Annotated in this window: 24 protein-coding genes and 1 pseudogene; 9 read left to right on the top strand and 16 right to left on the bottom strand. The window is 71.0% G+C overall.

The genetic code is table 11. The annotated features are described in order from the left end of the window. Position 1 precedes the first annotated feature (1 nt). The 3 genes and pseudogenes from QI554_RS34960 to QI554_RS43640 form a co-directional block, all read right to left on the bottom strand. Positions 2-304 (bottom strand): nucleoside/nucleotide kinase family protein, encoded by a 303-nt coding sequence (locus QI554_RS34960; protein ID WP_281476043.1) that lies wholly within the window; start codon positions 302-304, stop codon positions 2-4. Positions 305-396: 92 nt separating this feature from the next. Beyond that, on the bottom strand, positions 397-1,365 hold the full coding sequence (locus QI554_RS34955; RefSeq protein ID WP_281476078.1) for an NAD(P)/FAD-dependent oxidoreductase: 969 nt from the start codon (positions 1,363-1,365) through the stop codon (positions 397-399). 410 nt (positions 1,366-1,775) lie between these two features. Further along, positions 1,776-2,072 (bottom strand): annotated as a pseudogene (locus QI554_RS43640) (cyclic nucleotide-binding domain-containing protein); the annotation flags it as partial. Positions 2,073-2,633: 561 nt separating this feature from the next. On the opposite strand from QI554_RS43640, the gene QI554_RS34945 reads away from it, so the two are divergent. Further along, a complete protein-coding gene (locus QI554_RS34945) occupies positions 2,634-3,470 on the top strand; it encodes an undecaprenyl-diphosphate phosphatase (protein ID WP_281476040.1) in 837 nt (278 codons plus the stop codon). A 276-nt stretch (positions 3,471-3,746) separates the two neighbouring features. Here QI554_RS34945 and QI554_RS34940 read toward each other — a convergent pair whose 3' ends face one another. From QI554_RS34940 to QI554_RS34915, 6 genes are all read right to left on the bottom strand, one after another. After that, complete coding sequence (locus tag QI554_RS34940) at positions 3,747-5,126, bottom strand: hypothetical protein (RefSeq protein WP_281476039.1); 1,380 nt, start codon at positions 5,124-5,126, stop codon at positions 3,747-3,749. Beyond that, complete coding sequence (locus QI554_RS34935; protein ID WP_281476037.1) at positions 5,123-6,220, bottom strand: hypothetical protein; 1,098 nt, start codon at positions 6,218-6,220, stop codon at positions 5,123-5,125. The genes QI554_RS34940 and QI554_RS34935 overlap by 4 nt, the downstream gene beginning before the upstream one ends. A gap of 198 nt (positions 6,221-6,418) precedes the next feature. Further along, a complete protein-coding gene (locus tag QI554_RS34930; protein WP_281476036.1) occupies positions 6,419-6,562 on the bottom strand; it encodes a hypothetical protein in 144 nt (47 codons plus the stop codon). Positions 6,563-6,565: 3 nt separating this feature from the next. Further along, positions 6,566-7,180: an ABC transporter ATP-binding protein gene (locus QI554_RS34925; RefSeq protein ID WP_425528109.1), complete on the bottom strand. Its 615-nt coding sequence runs from the start codon at positions 7,178-7,180 to the stop codon at positions 6,566-6,568. Positions 7,181-7,205: 25 nt separating this feature from the next. Then, the gene (locus QI554_RS34920) at positions 7,206-7,781 is read right to left on the bottom strand and encodes a helix-turn-helix transcriptional regulator (protein ID WP_281476034.1); all 576 of its coding nucleotides are present in this window, start codon (positions 7,779-7,781) and stop codon (positions 7,206-7,208) included. Between the two features lie 135 nt (positions 7,782-7,916). Further along, positions 7,917-8,633, bottom strand: coding sequence for a phosphatase PAP2 family protein (locus tag QI554_RS34915; RefSeq protein WP_281476032.1), 717 nt, complete (start codon positions 8,631-8,633; stop codon positions 7,917-7,919). Between the two features lie 510 nt (positions 8,634-9,143). Here QI554_RS34915 and QI554_RS34910 point away from each other — a divergent pair. Beyond that, positions 9,144-9,965: a sugar phosphate isomerase/epimerase family protein gene (locus QI554_RS34910; protein ID WP_281476030.1), complete on the top strand. Its 822-nt coding sequence runs from the start codon at positions 9,144-9,146 to the stop codon at positions 9,963-9,965. A 210-nt stretch (positions 9,966-10,175) separates the two neighbouring features. Here the strand turns inward: QI554_RS34910 and QI554_RS34905 are convergent, their stop codons facing one another. Both QI554_RS34905 and QI554_RS34900 read right to left on the bottom strand, forming a co-directional pair. Continuing rightward, the gene (locus QI554_RS34905; protein WP_281476028.1) at positions 10,176-10,805 is read right to left on the bottom strand and encodes an SMI1/KNR4 family protein; all 630 of its coding nucleotides are present in this window, start codon (positions 10,803-10,805) and stop codon (positions 10,176-10,178) included. 97 nt (positions 10,806-10,902) lie between these two features. Next, positions 10,903-12,300 (bottom strand): NADP-dependent succinic semialdehyde dehydrogenase, encoded by a 1,398-nt coding sequence (locus tag QI554_RS34900; protein WP_281476027.1) that lies wholly within the window; start codon positions 12,298-12,300, stop codon positions 10,903-10,905. Between the two features lie 267 nt (positions 12,301-12,567). Here QI554_RS34900 and QI554_RS34895 point away from each other — a divergent pair, with 267 nt between their 5' ends. Both QI554_RS34895 and QI554_RS34890 read left to right on the top strand, forming a co-directional pair. Further along, on the top strand, positions 12,568-14,232 hold the full coding sequence (locus QI554_RS34895) for an FAD-binding oxidoreductase (protein WP_281476025.1): 1,665 nt from the start codon (positions 12,568-12,570) through the stop codon (positions 14,230-14,232). A 93-nt stretch (positions 14,233-14,325) separates the two neighbouring features. After that, positions 14,326-14,622 (top strand): hypothetical protein, encoded by a 297-nt coding sequence (locus QI554_RS34890; RefSeq protein ID WP_281476023.1) that lies wholly within the window; start codon positions 14,326-14,328, stop codon positions 14,620-14,622. Between the two features lie 96 nt (positions 14,623-14,718). Here QI554_RS34890 and QI554_RS34885 read toward each other — a convergent pair whose 3' ends face one another. Further along, positions 14,719-15,333, bottom strand: coding sequence for a TetR/AcrR family transcriptional regulator (locus QI554_RS34885; RefSeq protein WP_281476021.1), 615 nt, complete (start codon positions 15,331-15,333; stop codon positions 14,719-14,721). 87 nt (positions 15,334-15,420) lie between these two features. On the opposite strand from QI554_RS34885, the gene QI554_RS34880 reads away from it, so the two are divergent. The 4 genes from QI554_RS34880 to QI554_RS34865 all read left to right on the top strand — a co-directional run bounded on the left by QI554_RS34880 (position 15,421) and on the right by QI554_RS34865 (position 20,334). Next, positions 15,421-15,855 (top strand): DUF4345 domain-containing protein, encoded by a 435-nt coding sequence (locus QI554_RS34880; RefSeq protein WP_281476020.1) that lies wholly within the window; start codon positions 15,421-15,423, stop codon positions 15,853-15,855. Positions 15,856-16,019: 164 nt separating this feature from the next. Beyond that, positions 16,020-18,269: an MMPL family transporter gene (locus QI554_RS34875; protein WP_281476019.1), complete on the top strand. Its 2,250-nt coding sequence runs from the start codon at positions 16,020-16,022 to the stop codon at positions 18,267-18,269. A gap of 113 nt (positions 18,270-18,382) precedes the next feature. After that, the gene (locus QI554_RS34870) at positions 18,383-19,657 is read left to right on the top strand and encodes a sensor histidine kinase (protein ID WP_281476017.1); all 1,275 of its coding nucleotides are present in this window, start codon (positions 18,383-18,385) and stop codon (positions 19,655-19,657) included. Further along, positions 19,654-20,334 carry a response regulator gene (locus tag QI554_RS34865; protein WP_281476015.1) on the top strand — a complete coding sequence of 227 codons (681 nt, stop codon included), beginning with the start codon at positions 19,654-19,656 and terminating at the stop codon, positions 20,332-20,334. The genes QI554_RS34870 and QI554_RS34865 overlap by 4 nt, the downstream gene beginning before the upstream one ends. Positions 20,335-20,699: 365 nt before the next feature. Here the strand turns inward: QI554_RS34865 and QI554_RS34860 are convergent, their stop codons facing one another. The 4 genes from QI554_RS34860 to QI554_RS34845 form a co-directional block, all read right to left on the bottom strand. Further along, positions 20,700-21,110 (bottom strand): hypothetical protein, encoded by a 411-nt coding sequence (locus tag QI554_RS34860; RefSeq protein ID WP_281476013.1) that lies wholly within the window; start codon positions 21,108-21,110, stop codon positions 20,700-20,702. Positions 21,111-21,188: 78 nt separating this feature from the next. Then, entirely contained in the window at positions 21,189-22,358 is a 1,170-nt protein-coding gene (locus QI554_RS34855; RefSeq protein ID WP_281476010.1) for a TIGR04222 domain-containing membrane protein, read from the bottom strand. Positions 22,359-22,378: 20 nt separating this feature from the next. Then, the gene (locus QI554_RS34850) at positions 22,379-22,576 is read right to left on the bottom strand and encodes a hypothetical protein (RefSeq protein WP_281476008.1); all 198 of its coding nucleotides are present in this window, start codon (positions 22,574-22,576) and stop codon (positions 22,379-22,381) included. Positions 22,577-22,677: 101 nt separating this feature from the next. Next, on the bottom strand, positions 22,678-23,115 hold the full coding sequence (locus QI554_RS34845; RefSeq protein ID WP_281476006.1) for a MarR family winged helix-turn-helix transcriptional regulator: 438 nt from the start codon (positions 23,113-23,115) through the stop codon (positions 22,678-22,680). A gap of 39 nt (positions 23,116-23,154) precedes the next feature. On the opposite strand from QI554_RS34845, the gene QI554_RS34840 reads away from it, so the two are divergent. Further along, positions 23,155-24,693: an FUSC family protein gene (locus QI554_RS34840; RefSeq protein WP_281476004.1), complete on the top strand. Its 1,539-nt coding sequence runs from the start codon at positions 23,155-23,157 to the stop codon at positions 24,691-24,693. The last annotated feature ends 33 nt before the right edge of the window (positions 24,694-24,726 follow it).

The following is a 24,726-nucleotide window of genomic DNA, read 5'->3' as shown; positions in this document are numbered from 1 at the left end:
GTCAGATCCTGTGTATCGATGAATGCGGCCGGAACTCCCAAGTCGGCCGCTCGAGTTGATCGTTGTACACGATGATGTCGGCGTGGTCGGTCGGGCGGGCTGTGGCGAAGTAGAGCTGCTGGGCGGGGATGTAGCGGTCGCGCCACGACCGTTCGATGTCGGCGGTCTCGGCGGTGTCGACGGCCGATCCGGCCGCCGCTGTGCCGCGGTCCCTGGCGCGGTCTACCGTCTGCTCGAAGGGGACGGACACGAAGACGCGCAGGTCCCACCGGTCGATGAGCTCACCGCGGGTGCCTTGGTCCATTGCCGCCTCTCGGTGTCTCTGTCTCTGTGTTTGGCACCGTAAATCAGGCTGCGGTCCGCGGGCTCGCGTTCGAGCGGCCTCATCGGCCGCGGTCACAGGAGCTCGGCGCCGTCGATCCGCCGTCGTTCGAAGACGAGCCGCACCGCCGCCGAGCCTTCGCCGACCGCCGTGGCGACGCGTTTGACGCTGCCGCTACGCACGTCACCCACGCAGAACACACCCGGCTCGCTGGTCTCGAACGGCAGCGGCGCCCGCTCGCCCGTCCGGTGTTCGTCGAGGTCGTGCCCGGTGAGGAGGAACCCGTCGCGGTCGGTGGCTAGTTGGCCCTGGAGCCAGCTGGTGCACGGCGTCGCGCCGATGAAGACGAAGACCGCACCGACCTCAAGCAGCGAACGCCCGCCGGTCGCCCAGTCGACGACTTCGATCCCGGTGACGGCGGAGTCCGCTACAAGTCCCACCGCCTCGGTCCGCACCCGGACATCGATCTTCGGGTTGGCCCGGATCGCGTCGATCAGATACCGCGACATCGAGCGCTCAAGGTCGTCGCCACGCACCAACAGGTGAACCGGCTCCGACGTCCGCGACAGGAACATGGCAGCCTGGCCTGCGGAGTTCGCGCCGCCGACGACGGCCACGGGGCGGCCCTCCACGTGCTGGGCCTCGGCCACGGTCGCCGCGTAGTGGACGCCGTTGCCCTCCCACGCGCCGATGCCGGGCACGTTCAGGCGCCGGTATTCGGCGCCGGTGGCGATGATGACGTCGCGCGCCTTGAACACCCGTCCGTCCTCGAGCGTGACGCAGTGCCTGCCCGCACGGGTCCCGAACGCCGCGGCGCGGGCGTTCCGGTGCAGCCGCACGCCGAACTTCTCTGCCTGGACGGCGCCGCGAGTGGCCAGCTCCGCCCCGGACAGACCGGCCGGGAACCCGAGGTAGTTCTCGATGCGGGACGACGTGCCGGCCTGGCCACCAAAGGAAGCCGCGTCGAGCAGCACCGTCCGCAGCCCCTCCGACGCGCCGTACACCGCCGCCGCCAGCCCGCCGGGACCACCGCCGACGACCAGCAGGTCGCAGACGTCTCCGCCGTCATCCTCGTCCGCCTCGGTCGGCGGCTCCCCGAACTCGGCCGCGATGTCGGCCGGTTGCGGATTGCGCAGCAGCGGCCGCCCGGGACCAGGACGATGGGCAGGTCGGCCACAGGAACCTGGAGTTCACGCAGGAGCTCCTCGGCTTCCGCGTGCTCTTCCAGGTCCAGCCAGGTCACCGACGTACGGTTGAGCGAGAACGCCTGGAGCAGCGCCCGGCAGCGCTCGTCGTACCGCGAGCCGATCAGGGTGAGGCCGGCGCCCTTCCTCAGCAGGTTCGCGCGGCGTTCCAGGAACGTGTGGAGGATGTACTCGCTCAGCGCCGCATCCTGCACCACCAGCGTCTGGATCCGCTCGACCGGCACCCGCAGGACCCGGCCGACAGTCCTCATGACCCCGTCGAAGCGCGCGCGCTCCCCCGTCAGCATCCCGATCTCGCCGAGGAACTCCGCAGGGCCGTAGGAGGCAACCACACGCTCGTTCGCCTCGCCGAACCGCTCGACGATGTCCGCACTGCCCGCGAGCACCACGAAGAAGTCGTAGGACGCGTCGCCCGCCGCGAACAACACTTCGCCCGCCTCGGCGTGCCGCTCCTCCCCCAGCCCCGCGAGCTTCGTGAGCTGCTCCCCCGTAAGCGACGCGACCGGCGTCCAGGCCGGATTCTCTCCGCGTACGGCGTCGTCCATATGCTGCCTTCCTTCGCCGTAGGGGCGGCCTACGCCGCGCCGATGCCCACGATCAGCGAGGCCACCGACTCCGGGTGACGCGCGGCCGAGAACAACGCCGCGTCGGCCCGGGCCGTTCGCCGGTGTCGGCGTAGCGGATCGTCAGACCGTCGACGGTCCGCGTCGCCAGGTCGCCGAGGGCCAGCCCCTTGCCGCTCATGTCGCCCGTCTCCCTTCGAGTGAGCCTTCTCCCCGGCGCGGGATCACGCCGGCGAGTGCGAGGCGTCTCGACCGCCAGCACATCACCGAACCCGCGCTTCAAGCATCGGCCACGCCCCGCACCCTCCGAATCACTCGATCGGGCCACACGTACGCGCGGGCCGCGGCGGCGCCGGCCCGCCGACGTTCGCCGCCCTCCGCCGCCCTCCCGCCCGACGCGCCGCACGCACGGACATCCTCCGTACCGCCGCGACCACCTGAGACCGTGCCTGCATCGCGCCGCGAATCGTTGACCGCGGCGAGGCCCGGGCCCGACCGGACCTCCGGCACAGCCCTCACCACCCGGAAGGACCCAAAGGACCCATGAGCGCCATCAGCCTCGGCCAAGCGATCGTCCTCGGCATCGTCGAAGGGGTCACCGAGTTCCTCCCGATCTCCTCCACCGGCCACCTGAAGATCACCGAAGGGATCATGGGCATCCCCGTCGACGACGCCTCGGTCGTCGGCTTCACCGCGGTCATCCAGGTCGGGGCGATCGCCGCCGTGCTCGTGTACTTCGCCAAGGACATCGGCCGCATCGTCACCGCGTGGACCCGCGGCCTGCGGAACCCGGAGGAGCGCTACCACCACGACTACAAGTTCGCGTGGTGGGTGGTCTACGCGACGATCCCGATCGTCCTGGTGGGCCTGGCCGCCAAGCCGCTCATCGACGGGCCCCTCGCCTCGCTGTGGGTCGTCGCCGGCTCGCTGATCGCGGGCAGCGCGGTGATGTATGCGGCCGACCGCGTCGGACGGCACAAGCGCGGCGAGGACGACACCGACCTCACCGACACGATGCTCGTCGGCTGCTCCCAGATCCTCGCGCTGCTCTTCCCCGGCTTCTCCCGCTCCGGCGCCACCATCTCCACCGGCCTGCTCCGCGACCTCGACCGCGTTGCCGCCACCCGCCTGTCGTTCTTCCTCGGCATCCCCGCCCTCACCGGCGCCGGACTGTACGAACTCAAGGACGCCCTCGGCTCCGGAGCCGGCGCCGCGCCCCTCGTGGCCGGGACGCTCGTCTCGTTCGCGGTCGCCTACGCGTCCATCGCCTGGCTGCTCAAGTACGTCGCCCGGCACACGTTCAACGCCTTCGTCGTCTACCGCCTCGTCATCGGCGTCCTGCTCCTCGGCCTCCTCGGCACCGGCGCCCTCAGCGCGTGACGGCCGTCGCCAGGCACCCCGCCAGGAGCGGACCGTTGACCTCCTGGACGACCGAGGCGATCCGGCCTGGGACACCGTCAAGGAGTACGCGGCGCACGGAAATCCGGCGTACGCACGCGAGTTGGGGACCTCCACGCGGAGTGGCCCTACCGCCGGCTGGCCTGGCTACCGACACGCTGGCGCGACATCGAGCACAATGCGACCGCGACACTGCCCCGGCGCGGCTCAGGCCGCGCAATCGGCGCGTCGTCGAGACCGGGCCGACAGAGGCGCTGCCTAGGTGAGACCGGTCGTGCAGCCTTCCTTTGCCGCGTAGGCGGAAACGAACACGCCCAGCAGCGCTGGGGTTTCGGCATCAGCGTGAGAAGAGGAGTCTCGGAGCTTGAACATCACTTGCTCGCTGCCGCAGGCGCCCATCACCCACGCTTCGCGGAAACCGCTGTGCCCGGGGTACTTCCCGTTGCCCAGGGGCGTGCCCGCGGTCCGCAGGTAGGGGACGACGGGGCCGCGGACGACGGTGAACGTGACGTCGGCTTTGACGTCGCCCCCGCCGTACAGGCCGCACCAGGACACGTTGCCGCCTGGTGGGGACACAGCGTACGAGTCCCAGTTCGGCTTGTTGGACCCGGCCGCGGTGTTGCCGTTCGGCAGGCCGGTGCTCGGGAGGAATCCGCACACCGGGTCCTGGCCCAGCGCGACGCGGGTGGCGCTGTCCGCGTTCCACGTCCGTTGGAAGTCCGTTTGACGGCGACGCTCTTGCTGGCGGGCCGGCGGGGTCGCGGCGACGGGCGCGGCGTCCGGCAGTTCAGGGCCGCCACAACCCGCCCGGTCACGGATCAGGCGTGCGGCGCCGACCAGGTACCGCGCGTGGTACGCGCGGCCTTGGTCGCCTGAGATGTTCCGGCCGACGCTTCCTTCGAAGGAGACGGACACGAAGTACGGGGTGCCGGCGCCGACGGACGGGCACGGCAGCAGCAGCCACCCGCTGTCGGCCGCCACGCTGCCGGACAGGCCGGGACCGAGCGGCACGTGCTGGCGGAAGCCGAAGTCGAACCGACCCGGGGCGTCGCTGTTGCGGGACAGCGGGTAGGCGCGAAGGTCGAGGCCGGACCCCACCCGGCACCAGGTCTGCGGGTCGTTGGGTGCCGGTTCGCGGTAGCGCTGCTCGCGCAGGTCCGGGAACCCCAGTTCCTCGCGTACCTGCTCCGCGGGGAGCAGGCCCCCGCAGACGGTGTCCGGGCGGCCGGCCTCCGCGACGAGGTCGCGCGTCCACAGGGTGCCGCTGAACACCAGGGTCGCCACGACGAGGATGACCAGGATGCCGCGCGGGGCGGCGAGGCGGGAGCGGAACGACGGCTTGGCAGGGCCGGCCGGTGGGTCCGGCTCGTGCGGCTGGTCCGGCTCCGCCGACAGGTCGGGGCTCTGCGACGGGTCGAAGGCCCCTGCGGGCTCGGACGGCCGAGGTGCGTTAGGCGTTTCCGCGGCGCCCGGTGTCTCCGGTGCCTCCGATGTCTCGGGCGTTTCCGGCGTTTCTGTGGTGCCCCGCGCCTGCGGTGCTTCCGTGGTGCCCGAAGCGTTCGGAGTTGCCGCTGTCTCCGGCGTCTCCGGGGTCTCCGGGGTCTCCGGGGTCTCCGGGGTCTCCCGTGACGATGTCACCGTCCACTCCCCTCGCCGCTGACCAAACGGCATCCCGCCGTTGTGCGCTGGTAGTCGAGAAACCGCTGGTATGCCCGGCGGCCCGCGTCGTCGGCGTTCGGCGCATCGACCGTGCCGTAGCTCTCCTGATGGACGATCCAGCTGACGGGCACATCGCCGCAGACGGCTTCGGTCCGGTAGCGCACCCACCGCACGGGGTCTGTGGACCGGAACGCGGTCAAGTCCGCGGCGGCGCGCGTACCGACTCCGGACAGCGGGCCGCGGAAGGCCGAGATGCTCTGGTTCAGCCAGCCGCCGCCGTTGCCGGTCGGCGGCACCAGGTGCAGCGAGCATTGGCTCTGCAGACCGGACGCGTCCGACCATGTGTCGTGCGTCGGCAGCCCGTCAGCCGCCCGGTCGCACGCCGGGTCGGCCGCGGGTTTGGCGCGGTCGACGCGCAGCGGCGGGTACGGAACCTGCGGCGGCGGGCCGGGCGGGACGGCCCCGCATCCGGCGCGTTCGGCCACCGCCGCCGCGGTGTTGCGGGCCAGCGCGGCGAGTTCCGCACGCGTGTCCTCGACGGCGTCGACCTCGTGCGGCAGTAGCATGTCGAGGCTCCCGTCGGGCTTCGCGTACACCGCCCGGGCGAAGAACCGCCTGTCGTCGCCGCCCGGGCAGCCCACGACGACCCACGCGCCGCGCTCGGACGCGAGCCCGGCGGGTACGCCGGAGGGGACGGTCGCCGCGTTGAAGGATTGCAGCCAGGTCGGATCGGCCTCGGCGAGCGGGAGGGCTTCGACGCGTACCGTCGACTTGCCCGTCACGTCGCAACGGAGCCCGGGCTGCGCCGCGGTGGGAAGGCTCAGCCGGGCCTCGGTGAGCGGCCCGTCCGCCCGCAGGTCGCGCAGAGCGGCCACATCATCGGGTCGGACGAGGCCGCCGCAGACGGTCGCAGGCACCGCGGCCAGCGGCCGGTTCTCCACTCGCGTCCGGTCGTCGTCCCGCTTGCCGACCGCGTGCCAGGACCACCACGACGCCCCTACACACAGCGCGGCGACGAGCCACACCATCCAAGCGGGAGGCTGCCACCGCCCGCGGGACTCTTCGCCGCTCATCGATCTTCCTCGCTGGTCCCACGGCATGGGCGCCGTCAGTCCTTTACCTAGTCTTGGGGCGGAATCCGATCGGAGACTAGGAAGATCGACATCACCGGTCAAACACAAAGGTCTAATCGCGCACCCGAGCTCGGATATGGCGTCGCCTGCCGGATGTTCCATACGAAAACGCCACGCAGTTGGGGCAAGCAGGCGACGCTATTCGAGCAACCGTCGGGTGATCGAGGCGGGTTCGCGGCCCGCGATCGTCCAGCCGGCCGCGACGGCCAGCAGCGGGATGCCGAGGCAGGCCGGCGGGGGTCGCGCGTCGGCGCGGGGCTGCTGCCGCGTCCGACCCGGCACCGGTCACCGCCCCGGCTCCGTTCCGGGCGCGAGCAGCGACTCGGGACCGGGCAGCGGTGCGGTGGCATCGACGATGCCGCCGTCGCGTACGAACACCACCCGGTCGGCCCAGGCGGCCAGTTGCGCCTCGTGGGTCACGAGCACCGCGGCCGCACCTTTACGGCACGCGGAGCGGATCAGCCGCATGACGCCCTCGCCGGTGTGCGTGTCGAGCGCGCCGGTGGGCTCGTCGGCGAGCAGCAGGCGGCGTTCGCCGACCGGGGCACGCGCGATGGCGACGCGTTGGCGTTCACCGCCGGACAGCTCGTCGGGGAACCGCTCGGCACGGTCTGCGAGGCCGAGTTCGGCGAGGGCGGCAAGTCCGGTTCGACGTGCGGATTTGCCACGCACACCGTCGAGTTCGAGCGGCATCGTGATGTTCTCCACCGCCGTCAGTCCGGCGAGCGGATCGAAGTCCTGGAAGACATAGCCGATGTGACGGCGCCTCAACCGGGCGCGCGCGTCGCTTCCGAGCCCGCCGAGCGCGACGCCTTCGACGAGCACCTCGCCGCCCGTGGCGTCCTCGAGGCTGCCCGCGATGGCGAGCAGGGTGGACTTGCCGGAGCCGGACGGCCCCATGACGGCCATCATTCGAGGACGCCGCTCACCGCCGCACCTCCGCCCGGTCCACACGCGCCTGGGCGCGCTCGGCCGTGGGCGTCGACGCCGCAGGGGTGTGGTGCGAGAGGCGGGCGTCCGCGGAGTCGAGCCAGTGCACGATCGACTGGAGCCGGAACAACTGCGCGTCGGCGACCAACAGCAGCGCGACGTCGTCGGCGTCCTCCTTGAGCCGCGTGTACTGGCGCATCTGGACGATGGTGTGGTTGCGGTGCGCCTGGAGGAGCGCGCGCACGTCCACGCCCGGCAGCCGCATCGCGACCAACACCTTGATGACCAGCTCGTCACGCGGCGGGGCGTCCGCCCCCGGCGGGGTACGCAGCCAGTCGGCGAGTTCGGCGTCGCCCTCGGACGTGATCCGGTACATCTTCTGCGGCCCGTCGGGCCCGTCGCCGTCCGCCCCCACGAGCCCGTCGCGCTCCAGGCGCTGCAGTGTCGTGTACACCTGACCGGCATTCAGCGGCCAGACCTCCCCCGTGCGCGCCTCGAACTCCTGGCGGAGCTGGAGCCCGTACTTGGGGCCTTCGCAGAGTAGGGCAAGTAGTGCGTGGCGTACGCTCATTCGTCCTCACCGGCCTCGCGTTATACCGAGTATAATACTCGGTATAACGCCGAAGAGGCGGCCCCGTCAAGGCCGTTCCGCACCGGCTAGCCGCCGTTCCGGGCCTTGGTCGGCGTCGAACGCATGGGCCTGATGTCAATGTCCATGGTCGACGGACACGCCCCAGAACGCCCTCGCGAGCACCGCCCCGACGCACGTCCACGCCGCGGCCAGGAGCCATCCGCCCACCACGTCACTCGCCCAGTGCACTCCCAGCCACACGCGGGTTACCCCGACGGCCGCCGCCCACCCCAGCGTGACGGCGATCCACCCCGCAGCGCCGCGCGGACGCCGCAGGACCAGCGCGACGACCAACAGTCCCGCAGCCATCGCCGACGTGCCCGCGTGCCCCGAAGGGAACGACATCCCCGACGGATGCGCGCCGACCCAGTCCCCAACCGGCGGCCTCGGCCGCTCGACCGCCGCCATCAGCGCATGACGCAGCCCCTGCCCAATGGCCAGCCACGCTGGCCACGCCGCCACAACGAAGACGATGCGCCTCTCAGGCCTCCACCCCAGCTGCGCACCGGCCAGCGGCCACGCAACCAACACCCCTGCCGCAACCGCGAGAACGTACGGGAACACCCCGGTGCCCGTCGCCGTCACCACGCGGAGCACATCGACAACCCACACCGGGCGGTGCCCCATCAGGAAGCGGTGAGTACGCCCGTCCCCGGGCAACGGTCCGAGCCCGTGTGCCGACACGACCACTGCCAACGCCGCGAACAGCACCGCGGCCGCCACCGCAGCCACCAGCAGCGGACGCGCCGCCGCGTCGCGCCGCCACACCGCCGTACCGCCGTCGAACGTCACCGTGCGACCGCACTCACGCCGACCCGGCCCCGAACCCCGCGCGGCCAGCCGAAGCCCACCGCGCCCCGGTCCCCGCGCACTCGTACCACCGTCCTCATCGCGGACCTCCCCCTCATAGCCGACAGCCCCCACCTACGCCCGACCGGCACCCCCTCGTCCAGCGCCGTGCGTGCACCCGACTCCGGCGGCCCGTGACGCCCCACTGATCCTGTACGCCTATGGAGACACGTCGGTTGCATCACGGACACACACGACAAGCGGCGCCCGGCAGGCGAGTTGGAGGCCAGCGCGCCGGCGGCCCGCCGGCAGCCGACAATGCCGACACGGCTTCGCGCACCCGACTCCCCCTTTCATAGCCATCATGACTATGATGACGATCCTGCCGAGCCCGGCGTCGCGACCAGAGACGCTGTTCAGACCACGGCACGCACGGGTCGACCGACGAGGAGTCGTCCACACCGACCACCGAACCAGCGCGCCCGCGACCGAGCAGGACGGTGCCGACCACCGATGAAGTACAGCTTCAACGTGTTCAACCACTCGACGTACTACGACCTGCCGCCGACCCTCCCCCAGCAGATCCACGCTGCCGCGCTCGCCGGGTACGACCACATCGGCCTCGACGTCATGTCGGTCCTGGAGCACGAACGCCGGGGGCTCCCGCCGCAACGGCTGGCCGAGTCGCTCGGCGAGGCCGATCTGCCGTGCTACGAACTGGTCTCCCTGTCCATCAGCGCGGACGTCGACGCCACCACGCGCAGCCTGGCCAACGTGCTGCGACTGGCCCCGATCCTGGGCGCCCGCCAGATCCTCGCCGTCGCGACGGGCCCGGCCGACCAGGTCGCCGCCGGCGCCCGGCGCTGTGTAGAGGCGCTGGCCGACGCAGGCCTCGGCTTCGCGCTGGAGTTCCTCCCGACGCGCCACATCGACTCCATCGATGCGGCGCTGCACCTGGCGGAACTGGCCGGAGTGTCCGACCACGACGCCTTCCGACTGGTCGTGGAGAGCTGGCACTTCTTCCGCGGCCCGAGCACGTGGCGGGACCTGGAGGCACTCCCCCTGGACCGGATCGGATTCGTCCAGTTCGCCGACGCGCCGGAGATGATCACGACGGACCTGCACGCCGAGTCGATGCACCGGCGCGTCCTCCCCGGCGAAGGCGTGCTCGACCTCGCCGGATTCTGCGACGCCCTGGTCGGGAAAGGCTACGACGGCGTCGTCAGCGTCGAAGTCCTCTCCGACACGTGGCGCCGAGCCCCCCTCGACACCTTCGCCGCAGCCACCCTCCACTCCACACGCAACGCCTGGGAAGCAGCCTCAGCGCGGGCCTAGGTCGTCCCCCTTTGGATCACCGTGTGGCCCAACAGATAGCCGCAGAACCGATTCCGGGGCCATCCTCGGGTCCGCAACCTTGCCCCTGGGGCAGGGCCTCGTCTTCGTCCCGTACGCACGGCGATGGTGCTCGTCCCGGATGGGGCAGCGAACCGATCACCGGCATGCCGCTGCGCATCCACGAAGACCGTGCGCGATTCCGCGGGTAGGTCACCATTCGCCGCGAAAGCGTACGTACTCACCGTTCATTAGGTCCCAGAAGGAGCGGTAGCGCACGGCACCGGTCAGCCAATGCGCGAGGTACCACGCCTCCCATTCGCCGTCCGGTGTCATGACGTGAGGGTTGAGGAGGTAGACGTCGGTGGCGTCGGGCGTGTGGCTGATCTTCAGGGTGTGCCGAAGGTATTCGGGCCACAGCGAGACCGTGCTCTGGGCCTCGCCGTAGACCAAGTACTCCTCGTCTCCGACCCGGGCGCCGGCATCGCCGTAACCGTCCGTCCAGGCCGTCACGAGTTCGGGGTCCAGGTCCCGCGTCCACCCCACTTCACGGGTGGGCAGGATCCGCTCGATGGACTCAGTGGTGTCCAGCCAGCCATCGCTCACCAACAGGAACTGCCGGTAGCTCGGGGGTAGTTCCGACCCTAAGCGCTCCTCGAGTGCTTGGACGTCGCGGACCGAGGCCCCGGTGGTTCCCAGCCAACGGGCTTGCCGGACCTCATCGGTGAAGGGTTCGCCCCGCTCCTGCTCGTGCAGGACCGGGTCGAGCCACTCGTCACTCCAGCGTTGCAGCAGATCCCGCCACGCGAATGTTGCTTCACAGCCATCCAGCTCGTCGCCCATGCGCGAAGCGTAATGAGGGACACCCACATCAATGGCTCGGAGTCTTGCCACCCGCACGGAGCACCGGGCACCTCACGAAAGCCCGAGGCTGGGCCGTTCACTCAGCGGGCCCGTACCAAACCGTCGTGACGTTGCAGAACTCGCGGATGCCGTGCCCCGACAGTTCGCGGCCGTAGCCCGAGCGCTTCACGCCGCCGAAGGGGAACGCCGGGTGGGAGGCCGTCATGCCGTTGAAGAAGACGCCGCCGGCCTCCATGTCCCGGGCGAAGCGGCGCTGTTCGTCCTCGTCGCGGGTCCAGACGTTCGAACTCAGGCCGAAGGGCGAGTCGTTGGCGACGTCCAGGGCCTCGTCCAGGTCCTCGACGCGGTACAGCGAGGCCACCGGGCCGAAGGCCTCCTCGTGGTGGATGCGCATCTGCGGGGTCACGCCGGCCAGGACCGTCGGTTCGTAGTACCAGCCGTTCGACAGCGACTCGGGGCGCTTCGCGCCGCACAGGGCCACCGCCCCGCGCTGCAGGGCGTCGTCCACGAGCGTCTCCACGTCGGCCCGGCCCTGTTCGGTGGCGAGGGGGCCGACGTCCGTGGAGTCGGCCATCGGGTCGCCGACCGTGAGTGCGGCCATCAGCTCCGTGAAGCGTGCCGTGAACGCGTCGTAGACGTCCGTGTGCACGATGAAGCGCTTGGCGGCGATGCAGGACTGGCCGTTGTTCTGCACCCGGGCCGTGACAGCCGTGCGTGCGGCGCGCTCGAGGTCGGCCGACGGCATCACCACGAACGGGTCGCTGCCGCCGAGTTCGAGCACCGTCTTCTTGACCTCGTCGCCCGCGACGGCGGCGACCGAGCGGCCCGCGGGCTCGCTCCCCGTCAGCGTCGCCGCGGCCACCCTGGGGTCGCGCAGCACGGCCTCGACGGCGCCGGAGCCGATGAGCAGGGTCTGGAAGCACCCTTCGGGGTAGCCGGCCCGGCGGAACAGGTCCTCCAGGTAGAGCGCGGTCTGCGGGACGTTGGAGGCGTGCTTGAGCAGGCCCGTGTTGCCGGCCATCAGGGCGGGGGCCGCGAAGCGGATCACCTGCCACAGCGGGAAGTTCCACGGCATGACGGCCAGGACCACGCCGAGAGGCCGATAGTGGACGCGGGCGTGCTCGGCCCCGGAGTCGCGCACGTCCCCCTGCGAGGGGTGCTCGTCCGCCAGCAGGGCCTCGGCGTTCGCCGCGTACCAGTGCATGGCCTTGGCGCACTTGGCGGCCTCCGCGCGGGCGGCGGCGAGCGGCTTGCCCATCTCGGTGGTCATGGTGCGGGCGATGGTGTCGCGGTCCTCGTCCAGCAGGTCCGCCGCGCGGTCGAGCAGCCGGGCCCGTTCGGCGAAGTCGGTGGACCGGTGGCGCCGGAAGGCCGCATAGGCGGCCGCCAGGCGCCGCTCGATCTCCTCCGGTCCCATCGGGTCGAAGGTCTTGAGGGTTTCGCCGGTCGCGGGGTTGACCGTTGCAATGGGCATGAGGGAAGTCCTTCCGCCTGCTGCGTCGTACGCGCCACACCATTTGTCTGGATGATGCCGGATACGCCGACTCTCGCACAGCATCACCCGCCGAACGAGGGAGCGCCGGCAGAGGGCGGCGAGTCTCCGGAGCCCGGTCAACCACCACTGGTAGCTTCTGACCCGATTTTCCTGCGAAACACCCGTATTACCGAAATCAATCGCATTATCCGGTAAGAAGGTTCGCGGGAACGTCGCGGGTTCCGGCCGACGAAGGAGATGTGGCGCATGAGCAACGGCGTTAGCCGACGGGGACTTCTGGGCGCCGCCGGAGCGGTGATCGGCGGAGTGTCCCTCGGCGCATTCGGCACCGAGACCGCCGGCGCGAAATCCGCCGTGGCCGCCCCGGTCGACTCCGATTTGATCGTCCGGCCCGGGGACGGCCGCTACGAGACCCTCAGCCAGGGGTTCAACCAGCGTTGGACGAGCGATCCGCTATACATCCAACTCCTCACCCGCGACGACCAGGCGGTCGGAGCGGTACGCACCGCCCTCGAGCGGAATCTGCGCCCCACGGTGCGCAGCGGAGGCCACTGCTACGAAGACTTCGTCGAGAACACCGGTGGCGCCATCCTCGATGTGAGCACGATGAAAGGCGTCTGCCACACCAAGGACAAGTACGGCCGTAGCGCCTATTGCGTGGAGTCCGGCGCCACCAACTGGGACGTGTACACCCAGCTGTTCCGCAAGTTCGGGGTGACCATTCCGGCCGGGTCGTGCTACTCGGTCGGCGCCGGCGGCCACATTTGCGGCGGTGGCTACGGAATCATGTCGCGCCGCGACGGGCTCACCGTCGATTACCTGGTGCAGGTCGACGTCGTCACGGTCAAGGACGGCTGCGTCACGGTGACCGAGGCGCATCGCTCCGACCCGGCGGGCTCCGACACGGCAAACCTTTTCTGGTCGCATACGGGCGGCGGGGGCGGCAACTTCGGAGTCGTCCTGCGCTATTACTTCGCCGATCTGCCCGTACCGCCGCCGCACATGTGGCTGAGCAGCATCGCCTGGCCGTGGGCCGACCTGATCAAACACCGTGACGACTTCGACAAACTGCTGGCGAACTTCGGCAACTTCTTCGCGGCCCACAGCGGACCCGACGAGACCGTTTACAACCAGCTGTTCAGCATTCTGAAACTCACCCACAAGACCAACGGCAACATCGTCGTGTCCAGCCAATGGCTCGGCGAGGACGTCGCACCGCTCGACGCCTATATCGCGGCCCTGGAGGCGGGACTCACCACCTCTTCGACGGTGCAGATCGCCGAAGTGGGCGGCCTGTTCCTGCCCCTTCCGGAAAAGCGCCGCCAGATGCCGTGGCTGCAGGCGACCCAGACGCTCAACGGCTCAGGGCCGAACCAGCGCGGAAAGTACAAGTCCGCCTACCACCGCAAGCCGTTCACCGGTACCCAGGTCGCGGCCATGTGGGACTGGCTCACCAAGGACGTCCCGGATGTGGACCTGACCCAGACCATCGCCCAGATCGACTCGTACGGCTGCCGCGTCAACGCCGTCGCGCCGCACGACACCGCGGTGCCGCAACGCGATTCCTGCATGAAGCTCCAGTACCAGACCTACTGGACGAACCCCGCCCAGGACCAGGCCCACCTGGACTTCCTCAAGGGCTTCTACACCGCCGTCTACGCCGACACCGGCGGCGTGCCCGAGGTCAGCGACGCGACGCACGACCGCACCACGGACGGCGCGTACGTCAACTACCCGGACGTCGACCTGGGCATCGCGACCGACCCCGCCCCGCAATATCCGCGGCTGTACTACAAGGACAATTACGAGCGGCTGCAACTGACGAAGGGCATCTGGGACCCGAACAACCACTTCCACCACAAGCAGTCGATCGTGCCCCCGACGGCGACCGCAAGCCGCACCGCCGACTAGCAGCCTAATGACAAGAAATTCCGGGCCCGTGTACTAGGGTCCGTCGCTAGCTTCACTCAATCGACCGTGCTCACCCAATCGCTAGGAGGCCCGATGATCGGCGTGCTCGTGACTTTCACGCAGACCGACAAGTTCGACCGTGCAACTGTCGCAAAGATTGCCGGCGAGCTCCGCCCACCGTTCGAAGGCATGGCCGGCCTTCGTTTCAAGAGCTTCATGCTCGACGACGACGGCGTTCACGCAAGGAACTTCTACGTGTGGGACGACGAGGAGAAGGCCCGCTCCTTCTTCACGGATGAGCTCGTCGGCAAGGTGACGGGGGTTTACGGCGTCCGGCCCAAAATCGAATATCTCGACATCGTGGGCTTCGTCGACAACTCCGGCGCCTGATTCTCAAGAACGCTGCCGCACAATCCTTGGCGGCCCAGACCGTTCAAGACCATCTGGGCGCGGAACCTGCTCAGGGCGCGGCAGGCATCGGAGTGCTCAGCGGTTGGCGTCAGCCTCGGCGAGGAACCGCTCGGCGCCCGGCACCGTGCCGAGCGCTCCTCGCAACGCACCGACGCACATGGCGTGCAGTTCGGGCCGCGTGAACGTGCCGTCGGCGAGCCACTCCACGCACAGCACGCGGACGAACAGCAGCCAGCCCGTCAGTGCGGCGGAGGCCATGTCCCGTGCCCGGCCGTCCACTCCGCTCGCGTCCAGCAGCCGCTGCCGCAGCTCGGCCAGCTCGTCGTTCACGATCGTCTGGATCACCGGGTCGCCCGCGAGCTCGCGGTTCGCGGCGAGAACCGTGTTCCGGTTCGCCGCGAAGTAGTCGAAGTGGACGTCGAGCCCCGCGGACAGCTGCTCGAACACCGGGCTCGCCGGGTCGATCGGCGTGTCGGCGAGCAGCCGCTTCGTCGCCTGCTGATAGATCGCGGCGAACAGCGCACGCTTGTTCGGGAAGTAGCGGTACAGCAACGCCCTTGAGATTCCCGCCCGCTCGGCCACGTTCTCCATCAGGACGGCGTCGTACGGCTCGGCCGCGAACAACTCCGCCCCCGCGTCGAGCAACTGGCGGCGGCGCTCGTCGGGGCTGAGCCTGCGGCGCGTGGTCACGCCCCGAGGTTACTTGACGCGTGTCTACCAACGCTTTTACCTTCGCCTTAGTAGACAGCTGCCTACTAAGGCTGGGGTGACCGACGTATGGCAAGGCTCCTCAAGTGGCTCTCATGGACGATGGGCATCGCCTGCGTGGCGATCGGCGCCACCCACATGGCGACAGGCATGGACTCGGTGCCCGGTGCGAGTTCGGCCGGGCCGACCGTCGACAGCCTGGTCAGGTTCTTCAGCGCGACCTTCCTCGGCTACGGCCTGGCCTGGATCTGGGTGGCCCGGCAGTCGCCCATCCCGTCGAAGGCGGTGCGCTGGCTCGCCGGTGTCTTCTTTCTCGGCGGCGTGAGCAGGTTGTTGTCCTGGGGCGTCCAAGGGCGGCCTCAGTGGTTCCAGTTGGTCCTTCTGGCCATCGAACTCGTGCTCCCGGCAATCTACTTCTGGCTCTCAACCGCCGATGAACGCCACCACGCCACCAGTCCGCGCGCGACGGACAAGCCCATCCCGGTCTCCCCGCCGACGCGTTGACCGGCGATGCGCTGGCACAGCGCTGTGGACGCGTGCCTACTGCGATTTCAGTACGCGGTCGTGTGGTTTCAGTAGGCCGCAGTGTCCGTAGCGGCATGACGACTGGAGGGGTCTCCCCCGGCGAGCCTTGAGCGGTCATCGCTTGTGGATAGGGAGACCCTGACGTGGCGACTTTTCTGTATCGGCTCGGCCGCGGCGCCTTTCGGCGGCGCGGCCGGGTCCTCCTGGTGTGGCTGGGGGTGCTGGTCGCGGTCGCGGTGGGCGCCATGGGGGCGCCGGAGGCCTCTGACGACGAGTTCTCGATGCCGGGGATCGAGGCGCAGAAGGCGTTCGATCTCATGGAGGACCGTTTTCCGGGAACGGCCGCCGACGGCGCCACCGCCCGGGTCGTCTTCGTCGCCCCGAACGGGCAGAAGGTGACCGCGGGCGACACCCGGAAGGCCGTCGAGGACGCCGTGCACTCGCTCGGTGGCGGCCCCCAAGTGGCGGGCGTCGCCGACCCGTTCGCGTCGGGAGCCGTCAGCGGGAACGGTACGACGGCGTACGCGACCGTCACCTACAAAGTCGAGTCCTCCGAAGTCACCGATGCCGACCGTGCCGCCGTGGACGCGGCGGCCGACCGGGCGCGGGCGGCGGGCCTGACGGTGGAGACCGGCGGTTCGGCGATGGACGCGGGCGGCGGGCCGGACGGGACCGCGGAGATCGTCGGGCTTTCGGCGGCGGCGGTCGTGCTGCTGTTCACGTTCGGGTCGCTGGCGGCCGCGGGCCTGCCGCTGCTGACCGCGGTCGTGGGCGTGGCCGTCAGCCTGTTCGGGATCGTGCTGCTGGCCGACCCGTTGGGGTTGTCCTCGGACACGGCCACGCTTGCGATGATGCTGGGCCTGGCGGTCGGCATCGACTACGCGCTGTTCGTGGTGTCCCGCTACCGGGAGGAACGGGCGCGCGGGCGGGCCGCGGCGGAGGCGGCCGGAGTGGCGGTGGGCACCGCCGGGTCGGCGGTCGTGTTCGCCGGGGTCACCGTGGTGATCGCGCTGGCGGGCCTGTCGGTGGTCGGCATTCCGACGCTGACGAAGATGGGCCTGGCCGCGGCGGGGGCCGTCGCGGTCGCCGTGCTGGTCGCGTTGACGGTCGTCCCCGCCCTGCTCGGGTTCTGGCCCGACGCGGTGCTGGCGCGCAAGGCGCGCCGGGCGCGCACGTCCGGTGCGCGTGACGGCGTCGCCGGGCTCCGCGACCGTGCCGCGGGAGGACGGGACAACCTGGGCACGCGCTGGGCCCGGTTCGTGCTGCGGCGCCCGGTGGCGGTGCTGGTCCTCGGGGTCGCGGGCCTCGGCGCGCTGGCCGTCCCGATGGCGTCGCTGCAACTGGGCATGCCCGGCGACGAAGCCAAGTCCACCGCGACCACCGAGCGGCGGGCGTACGACGCGCTCGCCGAGGGCTTCGGCCCCGGCTTCAACGGTCCGCTGACCATCGTCGTGGACGCGCGGGGAACCGCCGATCCGCACGCCGCGGCGCGCACCGTCGGGGAACGGATCGGCGGTACGGACGGCATCGTGTCGGTCTCGCAGGCCCGCTTCAACGAGGCCGGCGACACGGCGGTGTTCAAGGCCACCCCGTCGACCAGCCCCACGGACGAGAGGACCAAAGCGCTCGTGGAGCGGATCCGCCGCGAGCGGCCGGCGGTGGAGGCGCAGGCGTCGGCGACGTACGAAGTCACCGGCACCACCGCGCTGAACATCGACATCGCGGCGAAGGTGCAGTCCGCGCTGGTGCCGTATCTGGCCGTGGTGGGCGGCTTGGCGGTGGTGTTGCTGATGCTGGTCTTCCGGTCCGTGCTCGTGCCGGTCAAGGCCGCTTTGGGATTCGTCCTCTCGGTGCTGGCCGCCCTGGGAGTTCTCGTGTTGGTCTTCCAACAGGGCCATGCCGCGGGCCTGTTCGGAGTGGAGCAGACCGGCCCGGTGATGAGCCTGATGCCGATCTTCATGATGGGCATCGTCTTCGGACTGGCCATGGACTACGAGGTGTTCCTGGTCTCCCGGATGCGCGAGGCGTACACCCACGGGGAGTCCGCGGACCAGGCCGTCGTCTCGGGGTTCCGGCACAGTGCCCGCGTGGTGACCGCCGCCGCGCTGATCATGATCGCGGTCTTCTCCGGGTTCGTCGGGGAGCAGGGGTCGCTGATCAAGATGCTCGGGTTCGGGCTGGCGGCCGCGGTGCTGTTCGACGCGTTCGTGGTCCGGATGGCGATCGTGCCCGCCGTGCTGGCGCTGACCGGCGAGCGGGCCTGGTGGCTGCCCGCGTGGCTGGGCCGGGTCCTGCCGCGCGTCGACGTGGAAGGCGCGGCACTCGGCCACGCGCGGCCCGGCAGCCGGGACCCGGATCCGGATCCGGACGGGCCGGTCGAGGCGCGCGTGTGACGCACTCCGCCCACGCGGACCGCCCGAGCACGGTGTCTCGGGCGGTCCGCGCGCCCCGTCCCCGCCGTCATCGGCGACCATGGACCACGGCACGCCCCCTTGCGGAGAGCAGGATGACCAGCATTCACGAGCGGTACGCGGAACGCCGCGCCCGGGCCGCGGACGTGGCGACGGTGGTCGCGTTGTGCGTCTGCACGCTCCTCGGTGCCCGGATCAGCACGTCCGAGTCCGCTCCCCCGCACGCGCTGTGGCCCGCCTGGATCCTCGTCGCCTCCAGCGCCGCTGTCCTGCCGTCCCGCATCCATCCGCGCGCCACCCTCGCGGTCACCGCCGCCGGGGCCGCCGCGCTGACCGCCCTGGGCTATCTGCCCAGTCCGCTGCTGCTGGCGCCGGTCATGACCGCCCTGTACCGGCTGGCCGCACTCACCGACTCGCGGACCACCGGCGTCTACGGCTCGGCGACCGTGACCGTGCTGACGGCCACCTCGCTGGCCGGCGCGCCGCTGGGCGACGACTTCATCCTCCGGACCGTGGGCACGGTCCTGTGGCTGCTGCTGCCGATGTCCCTGGGCGGCCAGAACCGCTTCCGCCGCGCCTACCTCGAATCCGTCCAAGCCCGCGCCGCGCACGCCGAGCGCACCCGCGACGAGGAAGCCCGGCTGCGCGTCGCCGAGGAACGCCTTCGCATCGCCCGCGAACTCCACGACGCCGTCGCCCATCACATGGCCGTCGCCCACGCCCAGGCCGGCACCGCCGCCCACTTGGCGGAGACGCACCCCGAGCAGACCCGCAAGATCCTCGCCGACCTGGTCGGCACCACCACCTCCGCACTCCTGGAACTCCGCGCCACCGTGGGCGTGCTGCGCCGGACCGCGGGCCCCGACACCGACCCGCTGGAGCCCGCTCCGGGGCTGGACCGCCTGCCCGACCTGGTGACGGCCTGCGCATCGGCAGGCCTGACCGTCACCGTCACCGCAGAAGGACCGGCCCGGCCCCTGTCCCCGGGAGTCGACCTGACCGCCTACCGGATCATCCAGGAAGCCCTCACCAACGCCACGAAGCACGCACCCGACCACGCCGCCCGGGTCCGGCTCCACTACGACACCGCACGCCTGCTCGTCACCGTCACGAACGACGGCACCGCGAACGACGGCACCACGAACGAGGGTTCCGCGAACGGTGGTTCCGCGAACGACGGTGCCGTCCCCCCGGTGCCCGGCGGCGGATACGGCCTGATGGGCATGCGCGAACGCGCCCATTCCGTCGGGGGCGACCTGCGTGCCGGCCCCCGCCCCGAAGGCGGCTTCGAAGTGGCCGCCGCCCTTCCCTTCCGGCCCCGCACCGCGGCGGACGCCCCGGCCGGACCACGACCCGAGGAATCCCGTTGACCATCCGCGTGTTGCTCGCCGACGACCAGGCCCTCCTGCGCGGCACCTTCCAGTTGCTCATCGACTCGTGCGACGACATGGAGGTGGTCGGCGAAGCGGCCGACGGCCGCCAAGCGGTGGAACTCGCCCGCGTCCGGCGGCCCGACGTGGTCCTCATGGACATCCGCATGCCCGGTACCGACGGCCTCGCCGCCACCGCCGCCATCTGCGAGGACCCCGACCTCGCCGGGACCCGCGTCCTCATCCTGACCATGTTCGAGACCGAGGAATACGTCGCGCAGGCACTGCGCGTCGGCGCCAGCGGCTTCCTCGGCAAGTACGTCACCACGGACGCGCTGCTGGACGGAATCCGCACCGTCGCCGCGGGCGAGGCCCTCCTGTCCCCCGGAGCCACCCAGGCCCTGATCACCCGCTTCCTCACCACGCCCGCCTCCGGCCCGCCCCTCGCCCCGGCCGAACGCCTGGCCGACCTCACACCGCGCGAACAGGAAGTCACCGTCCTGGCGGCGCACGGCAAATCGAACGATCAGATCGCCCAGGAGCTCGTCGTGAGCGTCCTGACCGTGCGCACCCACATCCAACGCGCCATGACCAAGCTCGGCGCCCGCGACCGCGCCCAACTCGTCGTCATCGCCTACCAAAACGGCCTGGTACGCGCGGAACCCCCGACCCTCTGACCACTGCGGTCCGGCGCGCACGGCGTTCGCGCCCATGTAGCGCCCGATCCGCCCCCGCGCCCAACACGCACTCCCGCTCGGCCAGTTGCCCCATCGGCGGCACGCCCGCCGACAACCCTCCCGACCGTGAGGTTGCGAGGTTGCGAGGCGGTTAGCGGCTGCGGTCACCGCCGTGCAACCGGTCGCCGCCCGGTACTGCAACCGCGTTGCAGTCCTTGAGGTTGCCGCAGGTCAGGACCCAGTCGATCGACGCCGCGATGCCGAGGACGAGCAGGCCGCCGATCAGCTGGACGGCGACGTCCCGTACCCATAGGCCCCGCCGCGCACGGCATGCGGCCGGGCGTTCCTCGTCGGCGCTGCGGACCTCACGCGTAGTACGTGTCCCAGAAGGCTGAGTACTCCTCGGCCGAGAAGCCCTCGAACTCGCCGTGCCGCTCGGCTTCGCGGATGCGGTCCAGTGCCGCTGCCGCGGCGGACGAGGGATGGGCCGAGAGGTAGGCCTTCGTCGCCTCGAGTCCGCGGCCGAGGAGAAGGTGGATGTCGATCGAGCACGAGGCGTCGAAGCTGGCGCGCTTGGCGTTCCAGATAAGGAGGGTGTCGTCGAGCTCGCCGCTGTTGAACAGCTGGATGCAGCACAGCTTCATCAGCACGGTGTCGCCGTCGCCCTGGGCGCGCCGCTCACGCTCGGTGCGCTCGCGGAGAAGTGCGCGGATCTCGTCGAGATGGGCGCCTACAGGGCGGAGACCGAAGCGGAGCAGGCTTTCGTCCTCGTCCATCAGGGGACTCCCTTGGTCGTCCTGGGTCGCCGGCTGCCGACGACCGACCGCTGGCGGCTGGCGGCTGGCGGCTGGCGATCAGGCGGGGGCTCCGCCCGCGGCCCCGTCGGCTGGGCCGCTCGGGGGCTCCGCCGCGCTGCCGCCCGGGTCCGCGGCGGGCTCGCGGACCGCGTAGCGCTCCGGGTACTGGTCCACGTACGGGTCCTGTACGCCGGGCAGCCGTTCCCACGGCGGCGGCCCGACCCGCCGCGCGTCGAACCGCCGTCCGCCAGGCGGGCCTTGTGCTGACGGGGCTGCGGGAGACGAGCCCGGCTGCACACGCCCCTGCGGGAGCGGGCCCTGCGCCTGCTGGTCTTCCATCGCCTGCGCGTACAGGTCGACGTACGAGGGCCCGAGCAACGGCCCGCGCTCGTTGGCGTTGTCGATCCACTGCTGCTCGGGCCAACCGTCGGCGCGCGCCCGGCCTCTTGTATCCAGCGCGGCGTGGCCGAACGCCGCCCGCATACCGGGGTCGCGGATCTCCGCGATGCCGCCCAGCGCCACCCGCCCGAGGCCGTGGCCGCCGGCGACCGCGGTCTCGTGCGCCTGCAGGCCCGCCGGGTCGCGGACTTGCTGCCACAAGTAGTGGATGCCCTGGTTGGTCAGCGGCGACCGCCCCCGGTCGGTGCTGGTGAACAGCAGGAACGACGCGGCCACGCAGGCCGCGCTGCCGAGCAGCACCAGCAGCAGGTCGGCCACCCAGACAAGGGTGCCGTCCAACGGGGACTCGGCCAGGTCGTCAAAGAACAGCCCCGTCACGCCGACGAACGGCGCAAGCACCAGCGCAAGCTGAGCCCGCATCAGGGTCGGGTTGCGGGGGCCCGGATTGACCAGTCCGGACGCGAACAGCCGTGCCCGCACCGCCCGGACGGGCTCGGCATCCGCGACGGCCACCCGTACCGCGTCAAGCCGGGTCGGCCCCGCGTGCCCGGCGACCACCACCGCGGCGCCGAACGCGTCGGGCGGGTCGCCGCATCCCGCCACGACCTGCCCGTCCGGCCCGACGAGCACGCTGCCGCGCGCCTGGGCCGCGAGCACGGCCACGTCGGCGACCCGCGCGGGGCCGCCCGCGAGGTAGGCCAGTTCGTACAACCCGAGCGTGTTCGGCGCAGGCATCGGGACGACCCGGGGCTTACCCCGTCTTCGCGCCACGAGCGCGTACACCCCGGCACCGCCGTACATCAGCGTGCACAGCACCATCCATGCCATCGCGCCACCACCCCCGTCGGTCACTGCACGCCAGCGGCAGCGCGGCGCGGCCGACGGCGATCAACGTCAACGAACACGGAGATGCCATCCAACCGGTTCCAGAGCGATCGCGATGCCGCCGTATCAGCACCGGCGAGTGAGCGGAACCCCGCCGCTGCGTGCTTCGCGACACCGACGTTCGCACCGGTTTCGCGATCAAGGAACGTGCGGGAGATCACCCGGGACTTGGTAGGTCTGGAAGGGCGGCCAGTCCGATGGTTCGCGGCCGACTCGGCGCAGTCCACACGCAAGTTCTCGCCGTGAACCGCCCAGGCGGCCGTCACATGTCGGCGAGGCGGTCCATCAAGCGGCCGGCCAGGCGGAGGACTTCGATTTCGGTCTCGGTCAGGTCGCCGAGCGCGGCGGCCAGCCAGGCGTCGCGTTCCGCCATGTCGGCCAGGAGCGCGGCTTCGCCGGCCGAGGTCAGGGTGAGGCGGACCTGACGGCGGTCCCCGGTGTCGCGGGAGCGCGTGACCAGGCCGTTGCGTTCGAGTTGGGCCAACACCCGGGTCAGTGACTGGAGTTGCTTGTGGTCTGCGGCGGCCACCTCGGTCGGCGTGGACGGCCCGCGGCGGTACAGGTGGCCCAGGACGCTGACTTCAGCGCCGCTGAGGGCGTCCGCGGAGCGCGCGGCGCGCAGGCGGCGCGCGAGACGTGTGGCTCCGCGGCGGATCTCAGCGGCGGCGGCGCGCGGGAGGCCTCTCTCCATCTGGTGCATATTACTAAGATATAGCTTGTGGTTTGGTCGACACGATCAGTGCTGTCGAGTCAATCTAATAAGACTATGCATAGTAAATTGCGTGAGGCGGGGGCCGCGGCAGCCACGACGGCCGCATCGTTGGCGCTGGCGTTCTGGGCGGGGCTGTGGCTCAAGCGCGCCGCCGGACTGGGCGACAGCATCGTCGTGTTGACGGTCGCGATCACGGTGACCTTGGCCCGGACACAGCGCGAAACCTCATGGCGGCGTGCCCTGTTCGGGCTGGCACTGCTGCCTTTCGCCGCCGTGGGCGCGGCGGAGGTCGGGTGGTTGCTGGCGAAACGCCACGGCGTGGGCGACACGTTGTGGCTCGTCGGCGTCGCGGGGGCGATCTGGGTCCGGCGTTTCGGCCCACGCGCCGCCGAGTTCGGCACGCTGGTGACGTTGCCGCTGGTGGCCGTGCTGGTCAGTCCCGTGCCTCCCGGGGACGGCCCCGTCGGGCGCGTGGTGTGGTCGGCCGCCGCGGCGGGGATCGCGTTCGCCAGTGTGGCGTTCGGGCGGATCGCGGCTCGTGCCGTCGGGATCGGGACCACCCGGCAGCCGGCGGTGCCGCGTTCGAGTCCGGAACGCGGGGCCGGTCGATCGCGCCTGCCGGCCAGTACCCGCATGGCGCTGCAGATGGCCGCCGCGTCCGGCGCCGCGTTCCTGGTCGGAAGGCTCGCGTATCCGGACCACTGGACGTGGACGGTACTGACCGCGTTCCTTGTGTGCAGCGGCAATCGCGGGCGGGGCGACGTCGTCCACAAGAGCGTCCTGCGCGTCGCGGGCGCCGCCGTCGGCACGGTGCTGGCGACACTGTGCGCGGGGGCGTTCTCGCCAGGGGACCACGCGTCGGTCGCGGTGATCCTGGCGGTGCTCGTTGTCGCATCCTGCTTGCGGACGTTCAGTTACGCCTATTGGGCCGGCTGCGTGACGGCCGTCCTGTCGCTGTTGTACGGCTACTACGGGCAGACCGGAACCGGTCTTCTGCGCACCCGGCTCGAGGAGATCGTGGTGGGTGCGGCGATCGGTGTCGCCGCGTCCTGGTTCGTGTTGCCCGTACGGTCCGGCGACGTGGCACGCCGCCGGATCGCGGACGCGCTTGCCGCGTTGGGGGACGTCCTGGCCCACGACCGCCGGAACCGCGCCGACGAAGTCGCCAAGGCTCACGCACGCTTCAACCGGAGTGTCGCCCAACTGGGCGAAATCGCCGCTCCGTTCGACGCGCACCACCGCATCGTCCGATGGTGGAGGCCGCAGGCCGCGCATCCCGCCGACGCCATCGCCGCCGTGCGGTCGTGCGCCGAGCCGGTACGCGCCATCGCCACGCGCGGCCCCGACGACGGCTTCGCCGAGCGCGCCGAGGCCGTGTCGGCGAACATCGTCGCCACACGACTGGCGATCGGCCGCCGACCGGGACGCCCGCACCGCGAACTCCCGCCGCCGCGCCCACACCTGGACACCGCGGTGGCGGCCGCACATGCCGCCCTGAGCACCATCGACACCGCTCTGATCCGGGTCACCCGCGTATACCCGCCGCAGCCACCGGCCAACGCCTAGAACGGCCTCCGCGCGCCGCCTCGACGGCTCTAC

The sequence above is a fragment of the Yinghuangia seranimata genome (assembly GCF_029953285.1).
Classification (GTDB): Bacteria; Actinomycetota; Actinomycetes; order Streptomycetales; family Streptomycetaceae; genus Yinghuangia; species Yinghuangia seranimata.
Note: the sequence above shows the minus strand (reverse complement) of the source record. Positions and strands in the feature narration are given on the sequence as shown.

Excerpts from the sequence above, each read along its gene's own strand:
- QI554_RS34960 (WP_281476043.1), bottom strand. The coding sequence starts at position 304 with ATGGACCAAGGCACCCGCGGTGAGCTCATCGACCGGTGGGACCTGCGC.
- QI554_RS34945 (WP_281476040.1), top strand. The coding sequence starts at position 2,634 with ATGAGCGCCATCAGCCTCGGCCAAGCGATCGTCCTCGGCATCGTCGAA.
- QI554_RS34935 (WP_281476037.1), bottom strand. The coding sequence starts at position 6,220 with ATGAGCGGCGAAGAGTCCCGCGGGCGGTGGCAGCCTCCCGCTTGGATG.
- QI554_RS34925 (WP_425528109.1), bottom strand. The coding sequence starts at position 7,180 with ATGGGGCCGTCCGGCTCCGGCAAGTCCACCCTGCTCGCCATCGCGGGC.
- QI554_RS34920 (WP_281476034.1), bottom strand. The coding sequence starts at position 7,781 with ATGAGCGTACGCCACGCACTACTTGCCCTACTCTGCGAAGGCCCCAAG.
- QI554_RS34910 (WP_281476030.1), top strand. The coding sequence starts at position 9,144 with ATGAAGTACAGCTTCAACGTGTTCAACCACTCGACGTACTACGACCTG.
- QI554_RS34905 (WP_281476028.1), bottom strand. The coding sequence starts at position 10,805 with ATGGGCGACGAGCTGGATGGCTGTGAAGCAACATTCGCGTGGCGGGAT.
- QI554_RS34900 (WP_281476027.1), bottom strand. The coding sequence starts at position 12,300 with ATGCCCATTGCAACGGTCAACCCCGCGACCGGCGAAACCCTCAAGACC.
- QI554_RS34895 (WP_281476025.1), top strand. The coding sequence starts at position 12,568 with ATGAGCAACGGCGTTAGCCGACGGGGACTTCTGGGCGCCGCCGGAGCG.
- QI554_RS34890 (WP_281476023.1), top strand. The coding sequence starts at position 14,326 with ATGATCGGCGTGCTCGTGACTTTCACGCAGACCGACAAGTTCGACCGT.
- QI554_RS34880 (WP_281476020.1), top strand. The coding sequence starts at position 15,421 with ATGGCAAGGCTCCTCAAGTGGCTCTCATGGACGATGGGCATCGCCTGC.
- QI554_RS34870 (WP_281476017.1), top strand. The coding sequence starts at position 18,383 with ATGACCAGCATTCACGAGCGGTACGCGGAACGCCGCGCCCGGGCCGCG.
- QI554_RS34860 (WP_281476013.1), bottom strand. The coding sequence starts at position 21,110 with ATGGACGAGGACGAAAGCCTGCTCCGCTTCGGTCTCCGCCCTGTAGGC.
- QI554_RS34855 (WP_281476010.1), bottom strand. The coding sequence starts at position 22,358 with ATGGCATGGATGGTGCTGTGCACGCTGATGTACGGCGGTGCCGGGGTG.
- QI554_RS34845 (WP_281476006.1), bottom strand. The coding sequence starts at position 23,115 with ATGCACCAGATGGAGAGAGGCCTCCCGCGCGCCGCCGCCGCTGAGATC.